Source organism: Alkalinema sp. FACHB-956 (assembly GCF_014697025.1).
Taxonomy (GTDB): Bacteria; Cyanobacteriota; Cyanobacteriia; order Leptolyngbyales; family Leptolyngbyaceae; genus Alkalinema.
Map to the genome: position 1 here is coordinate 682,660 of NZ_JACJRC010000001.1, position 12,339 is coordinate 694,998.

At 51.9% G+C, this 12,339-nt stretch carries 12 protein-coding genes; 3 read left to right on the plus strand and 9 right to left on the minus strand.

Features of this window, described 5'->3' with window-relative positions; translation table 11 throughout:
- Positions 1–19 precede the first annotated feature (19 nt).
- Complete coding sequence (locus H6G21_RS02755) at positions 20–982, minus strand: Dam family site-specific DNA-(adenine-N6)-methyltransferase (protein ID WP_190570190.1); 963 nt, start codon at positions 980–982, stop codon at positions 20–22.
- Between the two features lie 101 nt (positions 983–1,083).
- Here H6G21_RS02755 and hisIE point away from each other — a divergent pair, with 101 nt between their 5' ends.
- A complete protein-coding gene (hisIE, locus tag H6G21_RS02760; protein WP_190570517.1) occupies positions 1,084–1,731 on the plus strand; it encodes a bifunctional phosphoribosyl-AMP cyclohydrolase/phosphoribosyl-ATP diphosphatase HisIE in 648 nt (215 codons plus the stop codon).
- 5 nt (positions 1,732–1,736) lie between these two features.
- A complete protein-coding gene (locus H6G21_RS02765) occupies positions 1,737–2,141 on the plus strand; it encodes a hypothetical protein (protein ID WP_190570192.1) in 405 nt (134 codons plus the stop codon).
- A gap of 4 nt (positions 2,142–2,145) precedes the next feature.
- Here the strand turns inward: H6G21_RS02765 and H6G21_RS02770 are convergent, their stop codons facing one another.
- Positions 2,146–2,745, minus strand: a complete 600-nt coding sequence (locus tag H6G21_RS02770; RefSeq protein ID WP_190570194.1) for a hypothetical protein — start codon at positions 2,743–2,745, stop codon at positions 2,146–2,148.
- A gap of 208 nt (positions 2,746–2,953) precedes the next feature.
- Here H6G21_RS02770 and H6G21_RS02775 point away from each other — a divergent pair, with 208 nt between their 5' ends.
- The gene (locus tag H6G21_RS02775; RefSeq protein WP_242041596.1) at positions 2,954–5,755 is read left to right on the plus strand and encodes an SMC family ATPase; all 2,802 of its coding nucleotides are present in this window, start codon (positions 2,954–2,956) and stop codon (positions 5,753–5,755) included.
- 158 nt (positions 5,756–5,913) lie between these two features.
- Here the strand turns inward: H6G21_RS02775 and H6G21_RS02780 are convergent, their stop codons facing one another.
- The 7 genes from H6G21_RS02780 to H6G21_RS02810 form a co-directional block, all read right to left on the minus strand.
- Positions 5,914–6,516 carry a PEP-CTERM sorting domain-containing protein gene (locus tag H6G21_RS02780; RefSeq protein ID WP_190570196.1) on the minus strand — a complete coding sequence of 201 codons (603 nt, stop codon included), beginning with the start codon at positions 6,514–6,516 and terminating at the stop codon, positions 5,914–5,916.
- 620 nt (positions 6,517–7,136) lie between these two features.
- Complete coding sequence (locus H6G21_RS02785; protein ID WP_190570198.1) at positions 7,137–8,045, minus strand: MoxR family ATPase; 909 nt, start codon at positions 8,043–8,045, stop codon at positions 7,137–7,139.
- A 261-nt stretch (positions 8,046–8,306) separates the two neighbouring features.
- Positions 8,307–8,507 (minus strand): hypothetical protein, encoded by a 201-nt coding sequence (locus H6G21_RS02790; RefSeq protein WP_190570543.1) that lies wholly within the window; start codon positions 8,505–8,507, stop codon positions 8,307–8,309.
- 51 nt (positions 8,508–8,558) lie between these two features.
- Positions 8,559–9,323 (minus strand): tetratricopeptide repeat protein, encoded by a 765-nt coding sequence (locus H6G21_RS02795; RefSeq protein WP_190570200.1) that lies wholly within the window; start codon positions 9,321–9,323, stop codon positions 8,559–8,561.
- A gap of 100 nt (positions 9,324–9,423) precedes the next feature.
- Entirely contained in the window at positions 9,424–10,332 is a 909-nt protein-coding gene (locus H6G21_RS02800) for a hypothetical protein (RefSeq protein WP_190570202.1), read from the minus strand.
- Complete coding sequence (locus tag H6G21_RS02805) at positions 10,332–10,718, minus strand: hypothetical protein (protein WP_190570204.1); 387 nt, start codon at positions 10,716–10,718, stop codon at positions 10,332–10,334. The genes H6G21_RS02800 and H6G21_RS02805 overlap by 1 nt, the downstream gene beginning before the upstream one ends.
- 11 nt (positions 10,719–10,729) lie before the next feature.
- Complete coding sequence (locus tag H6G21_RS02810; protein ID WP_190570206.1) at positions 10,730–12,319, minus strand: S-layer homology domain-containing protein; 1,590 nt, start codon at positions 12,317–12,319, stop codon at positions 10,730–10,732.
- Between the last annotated feature and the right edge of the window lie 20 nt (positions 12,320–12,339).

A 12,339-nucleotide genomic window follows, 5' to 3' on the forward strand; every position in this document is an offset into this window, starting at 1 on the left:
AATGAGGGTCTGTTTTGAATTATCCCACGAGGTTGGAGTGTGCGGCATCGCAGCCCGTCTCAGGAACACCCCCCACAACCGGGGAAGCGATCGGGGGCGCGATCGAGGACGAGATCGGGGCAGCACATTCCGGCGCAATCACGAGGGCTTCGGCGATCGCCCCCCGCAGGGTTTCAAAGGAGCCGACGTGGTAGAAATGCTGGGTCGATCGCAGGTCTAATCCGCCCCAACAGTCCGCCAGATGGGTGTTGTAGCGGTGGGCGTTGGACAGCCACATGGAGAGGGCAAAGCCACAGGGCAAATTTTTCGTGATCTCTGCCAGGGCTTCGGCTTCAGCAATCGACCATTGGTTGAAGTAATCCGTATGGCGGCCAATGTAGGGTGGATCGAGATAGACAAAATCCGTCGATCGCGCCTGAGCCAGCGTTTCCCGCCAGTCCGCTACTTGGAACTGCCACTGTTTCCCTTGCATTTGCTGGGCCACCCAAGCCACTTGGTTGACAATTTTGGTGATGTAGGCCGGGGTAAAGCGCTGGGGTTTGCGGCAAAAGGGCACATTAAATCCTCCCTTGGCGTTAAATCGCATCAGGCCGTTGAAACAGGAGCGATTTAAAAAGAGAAAATCTAAGGAATCAGGGTGCTGGTTGAAGCGATCGCGCACCGCGTAGTAGTACGCTTCGCCTTGACTGCGCAACTGTTCCCCCGCCTGGGTGAGAAATTCGCGCACTTGGCCAGGAGTCATCTGCCCCTGTTGGATCGATCGATAGAACTGGATCAAATGGCGATTAGTGTCACAGAGCAGCGCATGGGTCGGAGCTAGATTAAACGCCACGACCCCGGATCCCAAAAAGGGTTCGATCCAACGGGCCTCTGGTGTCGGTTGCCAAGCCAGATTAGCCGCAATAAAGGGCACCAGCTTCGTTTTGATGCCCTGGCACTTAATGGGCGGGGCTTTCACCGATCGGACAGAACAAGGCAGCATGGGCGAGCACTCACATCACAACGGAGAGACGGGCAAGGCAAGAAGAACTTTCAAAGGGGAGGAGGGCTGTGAAATAATATTGATTTGGTCATTTCCAGGATATCGCCATGTCTGACGTTGTTTCTGCCCAGTCCATTCCTGTTGAGAAAATTAAATATAACGAGCAGGGGTTAGTACCCGCGATCGTGCAGGATTATCTGGATGGGACGGTGCTGATGATGGCCTGGATGAATGCGGAGTCGTTGCAGAAGACCTTGGAAACCGGGACGACCTGGTTCTGGAGCCGATCGCGGCAGGAATTTTGGAATAAGGGAGCAACCTCCGGCCATACACAAAACGTCAAATCGATTCGCTACGATTGTGATAGCGATGCCATTCTCGTGACGGTTGAACAGATTGGCGATATTGCCTGCCATACGGGTGAACGGAGCTGTTTCCACCAAGTGGATCACAGCATTACTCCCCCGCCCGCAGATACGTTGTCCCAAGTGTTTCAAGTCATCTGCGATCGGCGGGACAATCCCAATCCCGATTCCTATACCTGCAAATTGCTCGCGGGTGGGGATAACAAGATTCTCAAAAAGGTGGGGGAAGAATCAGCGGAAGTGGTCATGGCCTGCAAGGACGACGATGCTGAAGCGATCGCAGGGGAAGTGGCTGATTTGTTCTACCACACCTTAGTTGCCATGGCCGCCCACAAGGTAGACATCAAGGCTGTCTATCGGAAATTACAAGAACGGAGACGCTAAACACAATGCTGCATGGATTACTTTGGTTTCCGCTACTGGGCGTCTTTCTCTGGCTGGCTTGGGCCGGTTGGAATGAATACCAAAAGGTCGAAGGCTATCGCGTATGGGCGCAGCAGTTCGATCGTTCCAAATACGACATTCGATCGGCCTTGGGTCAAACGGGCGATCGCTTAGTCTGGGGCGTGCCGAGTCGTAAGGGATTGGTTGATCGCCAGGAACTTACCCTGCCAACGGTGAAAACCGTGCAGTTACGGGTGGATGGTCAGGTGGTGGATTTAGCGAAACCACCGGAAACAGGCAAAACGATCGTGCTGGAACTGCTGACGGAAACGGCTCCCGCACCGACCCAGATTCCCTTTACGGAAGTGGCGATCGCGGTGGAATGGGCCAAGTCCTTGCAGAAGCCCTGACGCCCTAGGCTGCTGCGAACTGTCGAACCATCCAGACCAAAACCCCTAACACATAATCCACCGGAGGAATCGAATACTCAAACACATCAACGCTGGCGATCGCCCCTTGCAATTTCAGAAATTTCCAGCCGGTTCCAGTGGTCACGCAACCATAAATCAGTTCTGTTTCAGATTGATTAAACTGTTGGGCTGCCACCATTTCCGCCAGACATTGGGCTAGACCACTGTTGAGATCAACCTTCTTGGCCTCCACAATCACGATCACGGGCTTCTCAATTTCCAGTTGTTGCGGAGAGTTGCTAATCAAGAAGTCACAGAGTCCGTTGAGACCTCTAGCGGGATCAACGGTGAAATCTTCTCCGGAAAATAAACTGGCCTGTTGGCTGAGATGGCGGCTCACCTCCAGCAAGATCGGGGCAATTAACAATTCCGATCGAGCTTTTTCCGATCCTCTTGCCAAAACCAACGGCAGCCCAAGGCGGAGGGCTTCCTTGAGATAGTCGCTGGGCGAGATCGGAGTAATGTCTGGGAGGAATTGAGCTTCAATAACTTTGATTCCTAATGCCTGAACTTTTGCGATCGTGGTGAAGTCACTGTATGCCATACAACCTCTCCAAGGACGGAAATCCTATTTAATATCCAGACCAAGAATGGTGGGAATGATACCGACGATCGTACCCGATTGTCCACGGCAATGGGTAGGAGCCAGTCTAGAAAACCTCTTCATGGGATCAACCAGGCTAAAATCAAGCCAAATCCCAGGTATCCCCGCAGCAATCTCTATAAAATCCGTCATAATTTGACAAGGAGATTTGCGGTATTCAACGCGATCCGCCGCACCCTTGGTTCTGGTTCCCATGGAAATTCTGTCAGTCAGCCTCACTAATTTCAAAGCCCACAGCGATCGACATTTTGTCTTTCAGCCCGGAACCAATGCGATCTGCGGCGAAAACGGGGCAGGGAAAACCAGTATCTTGGAAGCGGTGGCTTGGGTCCTGTTTGACCATCGTGGTAGCTATCGTGTGGAAGATCTCGTGCGGAATGGAGCCACCACCGCTCAAGTTCGGGTACAGTTCATTTCCAGCCGCGACCAGCGCACCTACGAAGTCCAGCGCTGCACCAAAGCGGGCTATACCATTTACGATCCCCAACTGGGGCAAAAACTGAACTACACCCGCATTAAGGAAGAAGTTCTACCCTGGCTGCGGCAACATTTAGGCGTTTCCCCCGGTACTAATTTAGCGGATTTATTTGCCAATACGATCGGGGTTCCCCAGGGCATGTTTACCGCTGACTTTCTGCTGGAACCTAGTAAGCGGAAAGCCACCTTTGACCAAGTACTGAAGGTGGAAGAGTACCAAAAAACCTATAAGGAACTGAATAGTCTGGAAAAGCACGCCAAAGCTGAAACGGAACACCTCAGCCGCGAAATCGAACAATATCAAACTTTACTCCAAGACTGGGATGATGTCACCACTAAACACAATAATCTCAACCAAGAAATTAAAACGATTCAGCAAGATCTGAACCAATGCAATCAGCAACTCCAGACTCTCCAGGAGCAACAACAGCAAGCCCAGCAGCAAGTCCAAACACTACAAACGCTCAATCAATCGATCGAACGATCGCAAGCCCAAGCCCACACCTATGAGCAATTACTAGAACAACGTCAGCAGGAATTACACGCCGCTCAAAAAGCCGTTGATATCTGCACGGTACGACGGGAACCCTATCGGCTGTTTCAAGAAGCGGAACAAGCCTTGCAAGTTCTAGAGCAACAACGATCGCAGCAACAACTCTTACTGCAAAATAAGCAAACTTTAATTCAAGCCAGTAGCGATCGCCAAGCCCGGTTAGCTACAATTTCCAGCCAACTCGATCGCTGCCATGCCGCCGAGCAAACCCTAGCAACCTTGGCCCCTTTGATTGATCAACAGCTCCAGTTAGAAGCCCAGCAACAGGAAATCCGGCAGAAACTGCAAGCGTGCCAAACCGGACGGCAAACCCAACTGCGCGAACAAAAACGCCTCAATCAATTGCACCAGCGGCGGCAAAGCTTGCAAACGACGATCGACCAATTGAGATCGCTGGCCGATGCAGTCGCAACCATTCCCCAGCTAGAGGAACAACAGACCCGCTATCAACAGCAATTGAGCCGCATCGCTGCTGCGACTCAATTTGAAACCGATCTGCGCCAGATTGTCGGGCAGGCCGATCAACGCGGTCACATCCATAGTCAGCAGTTACAAACCGCTGAAGGCATTTTAGACGAACTGCTACAGGCCGCTCCGTTGTGGGCCAATCCGTTAGATCAGGTACGATCGACCCTTCAAGCGGGCGTTCACCTACAAGCACAACTGCGAACGGATTTACAGGACATTTTGGAAGATTTGGCAGAACAGGTTTTGGTCGATCGGCTCCAACACCATCTCCAAGAAGTTCAACAAGCTTTGCAAAAAGCGCGACAACAGCAGGCCCAATTTTTGACGCTGCCTAGCCAGGAGCAAACCTTGGCGACCCTCGATCGGGAAATTGCCGAGGTACAGCACCATCTCCAAGAAATGACAGCCCAATTTGCCGATGAACCTTATTTACAAACGCAAATCGAAAAAATCCAAGGGCAGCTAAACCAGCTTGACGATCCACGCGGACGTAGCCGTTTACTTCAGCAGGAGATTCAGAAGAAACCGCAACTTCAGAAACAGCTACAGGAGTTACAGAAATCCCTAGAATCGACCGCCACAGAGATTGCGACGATCGACACAGAACTCGCAAGTTACACTGATCTAGCAGATCAAATACAGCAACAGCAAACCCAACGGGAAACTCATCGATCGGATTATACCCTCTATCTCAAGCATCGGGAACTTGCCAATAGCTACCGCCAACGCCAACAGGAATTGGAAGCCACCCAATTACAACTCAACCAAATCACAGCCCAAATTACCGATCTAGAGTCCCAAAAACAAGCACTCACCATTACGTTTGATCCCCAGCAGGCGATCGAGCTACAAGCCGCCTACCAAGCTGCCCAAACCCAGCAAGCAACGTTAAGCGCTCAGCTACCCATTAATGCAAAGTTACTGGCCGAGTATGCAGCGCAACTACAAAAGTTGGAAACCGTGCGATCGCAACTGGCTACAGCTCAGACTGAACTGAAGCAGAAACAGCGGGTGGAGCGATTTATCAAGTTTGCTCGCAAAGCCTATAAAGAAGCGGGGCCCCGCATTACCGAGCGCTATGTGCAAAATATTTCCCGTGAGGCCGATCGCTTATTTCGCGAACTGCTCAACCGCCCCAACGTCGCCCTGCAATGGACGAGGGACTATGAAATCATCGTGCGGGAAGGGGCCAACGATCGCCGCTTTGTGAATCTCTCCGGTGGGGAGCAGATGTGTGCAGCCATGGCTGTTCGTCTCGCGTTGTTGAAAGTATTAGCGGACATTAATATCGCATTCTTTGACGAGCCGACAACCAATATGGATCGCCTCCGTCGAGTGCGCCTTGCAGAAGCGATCGCGAATATTAAAACTTTCCGTCAACTATTTGTGATTAGTCACGATGATACTTTTGAGCAGGTTACGGAAAACATTATTTTTGTACAACGGGAATAGAACCAGAACCCTAGCATTCTGGCAATACATTCTGGCAATACGTTCTAGCAATACATTCTGGCAATACGTTCTGGCAATACATTCTGGCAATATAAAGTTCTACCGCCGAATCAACCAACGTTAGAACGTATTTAATTTATTGTTAGCAGATATTCGATTTATTTTTGTCGCTGTTTACGAACGACTTGCAATCCCCATACGATCGCCCCAGGCAACAGCATCGGTGTTGGAATGGGTTCTGGAATGGGTTCGTTGTAAACAAAGTCATCCATCGCAAACTGCGTTCCTGAAAGACTTAGTTTAGGATTTTGTATACCGCCGAAGGAGTAGAATCGAAGCTCATCAATTCCAATAAAGTTAAATGTTTGTTGCACAGGATCATCCGTATCTACCTGAAATGTCATTTCTGATTTGAGCAGACCATTCAAGTAACCTTGAACAGCTATCTGCAAACCATCATTCCAAGCAGCCGTAAAGTAGGCACTGTTAAAGGTAAATGTACCCCGATCGACACGAAAAATTTGGGCTGCCGTACCGCCACTGTTGTAGGCAACATTATCACCGGAGACAATCGCATTATTGTAACCAGAACTCGGAATCGAGCCTCCATCTACAACAGCCATGGTGTTCCAATTGAATCCCCCATATCCTTCCGGGATAAAGATCCCAGGATTTTGGAAAGGGGTACTGAGTACACCATCATCAAAGGTGAGGGTCACTGCTGTTGCCGGAAAACTTACAGCCAAAGAAGCTATTGTCATGCCTACAACAGATAGGCAGAGTTTTTGCCAACAATACATTACTTATCTCCGCAATTTCTCAGTTGAATGAACGTTGCCGGATCGCTTTTGGCATAGCAGCCTAGCCGCCAACACAATCCCCCACGATCGATCGGATCAAACCAATCACTACGATCGTGTTGCTAGCAGATGAGTGCGCCCTGAGAAAAATTGGTAGATCGATAGAAATAAGATAGAGCCTGAGATTGCCTAGTTACTTGTTCAAATTATTCGGAGAATCAATTTATTTCGTGAGTGTAACAATTTTTGAGTGCAACAATTCATTAGACTTTCCGTGATTTCCCTGAAATCAATCGGGCTTCTTCTCACTTTTCACGACCATCTGAGAAAAATCCGTAAAGTTTGCCTGCAATTATTAAAATTTTGACAAAGATTAATCGGATTGCTCCGCAGAAGCACTAATCAGCCAGATCCCTCCCTAGCAGGATCGCGCAGTCGTTATTTCCCATGACTTCTCCGCGACGCGATTGTTTCCGTAAAAATACGAATTGACAAATTGCAGCACCCCTAGAAATTGAACGATCAACCGTCCAGCGATAGGGATGACGCGCTGTCTAACGTACTGCTATACCGCACCCGATCTAAGCGATCGCCACCGTTCGTAACAACCGTTCCACGATCGCCCGCGATCGACGCCCCCCAGCCGCAATCATGCGGTGAGCCAGCACGTAGGGCGCAAGGAACTTCACATCATCGGGAAGAGCGTAGTCCCGATCTTCCAAAAAGGCAAACGCTTGCACCGCCCGCACCAGCGCAACGGTTCCCCGAGGACTGATCCCCAGCAGTACATCCTCATCCGCGCGGGTGGCTCGCACGAGATTCAAAATATATTGCTGGAGTGAAGCTTCCACCTGCACTTGCCGACATTGGGCTTGCAGCGCTTGCACCTCCGCTAGGGTAATGCAGGGCTGTAAGGCCGGTTGGTTTTGGGCATTCTGGAGCCGCTGGATCATCAGCAATTCCTCAGACTCACTGGGATAGCCCAAGGAAAGCGATAGGGCAAAGCGATCCATCTGCGCTTCCGGCAGCGGAAAGGTACCTTGGTATTCCACCGGGTTCTGGGTGGCAATGACAAAGAACGGATCGGGCACCGGACGCGACACCCCATCGATCGTCACTTGGTGCTCTTCCATTACCTCCAGCAGGGCCGATTGGGTTCTAGGCGTCGCACGGTTGATTTCATCCGCCAGCAACACATTGGCAAACACCGGCCCCGGCAAAAATTCAAATTCTCCAGTCTTCGGATTCCAGATGCTGGTTCCTGTCACATCCGTCGGCATCAAATCCGGGGTACATTGCAACCGCTGAAACTTCCCCTCGATCGACTTTGCCAAGGACTTCGCCAACAGCGTTTTTCCCACCCCCGGCACATCTTCTAGCAAAACATGGCCACCGGACAGCAACGCAACCAACACCAGCCGAATCGACTCAGTCTTACCGACAATAACCTGATGCAAATTGTGATTGAGTTGTTCAATACGATCGCGCATGGTGTGACCCCGAACAGACTGGATTCATCATAACCAGAATGCCCAAAAGTCGGGGATTCTCCCTCTTCCCAACTATTCTTCTTTTAAGGATTTTTTGGCGGATCCATTTACCAGGAGTGGGATGGTTGCAACCTTGCTGGTGAGCCCCCAACGATTCCTGAATTCCAGTTGTTTAAATTAGTTGTTTAAATTTGCAATTCTTGTTTCATTAACTATGTGGGAAAACTTCATTCATCCCTAGCAACCATTCTCTCAACTGCGCTAGTAATTACTATCCGCCACACAAATCCCCTGACATTTAATGCCATTCGTCGCTGTCCGCAAACAATGGGGGCAGAGAACCTTCTCCGCTGGAGCCGTATCTGTCTGCGAAGTTGCAGAACTCATCGAATTAGCAGAACTTGCCGCCGCTGGAATTTGCGCTGTTTGCCCTTGCTCCTGAACCATCTGGGAAGTCACCATGGCCAATACAAAACTTTACAACTTTCCTTCCATTCTAGCCGCCCCGCCCCCCTATGCCCGCGCCAACTGCTGCTGAATTTGTTCAAACTGTCTCTTAAAATACGGGTCAGGATACCGACTCACCGCAGTCAACGCCGACTGCCATGCCGACTGCCACTGCTGCAACTCGCACAACACCTCAATTTGGTAGTAATGGGCCCGACTCAGCGTTTCAGGATCGATCGATCGCCCCGATTGCGCCTGCTGCAACACCCGCTGCAACACCGGCAACGCCGCTCCATGCCGCCCCAACTGCATCAGCGCATAGGCCCGATCGGTCAAAATATGCCCATCCTCCCCATAACGCAGACAGATATCAAAGGACGCGATCGCCTCCTCATAGCGCCCCAATTCCAACAGCGCATCCCCCCGCTCATGGGCCAAATTCGACTGCTGCGGACAAATCTCATAGGCCCGATCGTAGCTCTCGATCGCCGCCTCAAACCGTTGCAACTTCGCCAAGGCCAACCCCCGCTCATGCCAGAGCCGATAATCCTGAGGATGTTCCTGCAACCCCGCATCATAGGCCGCGATCGCCGCTTCGTACTGCTGCGATCGTTCCAATGCCTTGCCCTGCGCCACCCAATGCAACGCCTGACGGGATGCTGGGGATGAACCCCGCCCCGCCGATCTCCGACTAGCCCACAAACAGGCCACCCCGATCGCCCCCAGGATCAACAAGCCCCCTGCCATTCCCCCCACCGGAGCCGTCCCCGTGTCTGGCGTAAACCCATCGTTTGAACTTTGCCTTTGAAGCGTAAGAATCTGCTGATCCATGGCTTATCAACAACCACAGCTTGACCGACCGTTCCACGCTAGCACAGCCCCTCAGGTAATCGCCTCCGCAAAACGTCACGCTTTTTTTCATGCATGTTGGTCAGGTAAATTGAGGCGTATCCCGATGACTGCCGCGCCACAGATATTCCGTGAGTTGGCGACCCAATTGTTGCTCCTCCGCTGGATTCGTCGGCAGGGGCCAATGTAGGGCTTTATACAGCTCAAAGCGATGGAGATCAAAGGCGGACTCCAGCAAATCCCCATAGGTCGCAGCCGCATTCAACATCCAGTGGTGGGCAAATAGCGTCACGAGCAGCGCGATCGGCAAAACCCACCAGGCCCAAATCGACCACACCGCAAACAACACCCCCCAGAGCCAAACCCGCGCGGCGGTATTCAAATCCGATCGGGCCTCCTGAAGTTCCTTTTTCACCCCGTCGGGCAGCACCAGCCACAAGCGAGGCCAGCAAATAATTGCATCCAAACCATACTTATCACTGGGATGACTTTCCGCCGATCGCAGAAGATTTCCCAGTTTCGTGGGCATGACGCGATCGGGCTGGGCGGGCACCTGACGCAACTGCCAATCAATCTGCACAAACTCATCCATTTCCCCAGCCGTTAATTGCCCCGTTTGATCCCGTTTCGCAGCCAATTCCTGCCAGCGTTGATCTAAGCGTTGCAATCTTCGTTTTTGTCGGTTGAGTAACTCTTGTTTAATGGGATTCATCCAGGTGGGCCAATAGCCTTCAAACCAGCGCAAGACGACCAGATCCAAACGCTGAATGGCAAAGGCCGAGGTGGCCACCAGCAGCAAACTGGCAAAGAGAACCGCCAACTGAAGCGGCTCCACCAGTTGGGCAAACCACTGCTGCCACCCCGTCCAACCAAACTTCTGCAACCAGGCCACGAAGCCCCCCAACCAAAAAATAAATGCTGGGGTGAGCAAGTTCGCGACCCATTGCTCAACTAGTTTATTACCAATCCCTTCCAGAAATTTTGTCGGCATTACGATCGCGATTCTCCAAACGGTTGCAGTTCACCGTGGGTCGGACAGGTGGGCACCGGAATACCCGCCGATCGCTGATACCAAACATAATCGCCCTGGGGACAGACATATTTCTGGGCCGCGATCGCGCCACTGCTGCCCGGTAGCGGTTCATAGCCTTTACTATTTGCCTTAGCTGCCAGGAATTCCTTAAGCCATTGCAGCGTTTTAGGGTGACTTTTCAATAGGGTGAGGATTTGCCCATCCACCGCCTGCCCTTGCTGGGCCTGGGCAAGTAGATCGGCCAGTTGACGATCGCACTCCGCCGCCGCTGCGCCCAATAAATCCGGTAGGTAGGGCCGAATGCAACGCGCACCCTCTAACACATCGTCTGGTTTAAATGCCATAGTGCCGTTCCTTAGGACTTGAGACGATAAATGGTGCTGGGTGTGGTTCCAAAATAACCATCAAAGTTAAGGTTGGTCTCCCAACCGAATGGACGATTGGGCTGAGATTTAGAGGCAGAACGGACAGTGGTGGGTGAGATACAAACTCCCATGTGTGGCTCACTATCAGGCACAATCTTCCCATTTTTTAACTCTGGGGGAGCAATTACAATATCGCCTGCTTGCGCTTGTTTGGGGTCAATCTTGGTTCCCCGTGAATCTGTTTTTCCCGGCTCACCATCGAGCAGCTTCCTTACCCTGGGAACGTAGGTATCGAGGCTCTCAATGCGCGCCTGAGCCAGCACCTGATTGACCGCCCACCCGCAGGAATTCTCACCCGGTTGTGCGGGAGGTTTTCCTGGTTCTGTGGGGGCGATGAAGGGCAGGGTGCTAAACTTGCCCAAATCTTTCATGGCTTGGACGATCGCGGCATTCAGAGAATTCTTGGGATCCCGAGTCAGGAGGCGATCGTTAAACAGCTTTTCGTACTCTGCTCTGGGGAGCGCTTCCGCCTCCGGCACCCAGTCATCCAGAAAGGATTGCATTTCTGGCGATTCAATGATCGATCGGCGATCTTTCTGCTCAATCACCGTTTTGAATCCTTCGTAACGGCTAACTGTCTTCTTGTCAGGTTGAATTTCATCTCGGATCTCATAGCGGAACCGTTGCCCCGCTTGTAGATACGCAATCATAGGCACAGCATTGGGGCTGGCTTGAGCCGTCACCTTGACGAGACCTGTCAGACTGTTGACCTCAATGGTTCCCGATTCTTCCGAGGCATCCACCTGCACTAGGGTGACATCCGTAGTTTGTGGAGAAATACGCACCTCAGGCCCCCGATAGGCTGGTTCGTTCGGATCAGGATCGGGCTGTCCAAACACATCTCTGTCCGCTGTGAGAGCCGGAAGGTCGAAGGACTTGGCAATCAAGCTGGCGGTTTCACCCCGCGTAGCTGCTTGTTTGGGGCTGAGTCGGGGACTGTCAAGATCAGTGCCGGTGTCGTTCAGCAAACCCGCCTGAACCGCAGCGGCAATGTTAGCCCTGGCCCAATTATCAATTTGGTTAGCATCTTGATAGCGCTTATTGAGGACACCTTGCGTATCACTGGGAATGGGTAACCCCAATCCGCCTACCAGAGCAGCGATCGCCTGTTGCCGGGGAATGCGGTCTTCTGGCCCAAATCGCCCATCTGGATAGCCCGATAGAAAGTTCAGGCGCGCGGCACGGGCAATAGCATCCTTGGCCCAGTGATTGGCAATATCGTTAAATTGGCGAGGGGGATTGACGAGGGGTCTTTGCCAATACAAATTCGCCGCAGACACCAGTGAGGCAAATTGGGCTCGGGTGACGGATTCGTTCGGGCGGGGATCCCCGTCTGGGTAGCCTGTCATAATCTTGCGAGCCACTAGATTTTGAATGGCCAGATCTTGCGCTGAGGGTGGCTTGGAGGATGCCAACGGTACCGCTGCCGGAGCCTCTCCCCCACTAGAATCCACTAAGGGAACAAAGAGTTTACCTGTACTATCGTTCTGAATATGAACCACCAGAGAATCACAGCCCATTTTCTGGAGGGACTTCTTGC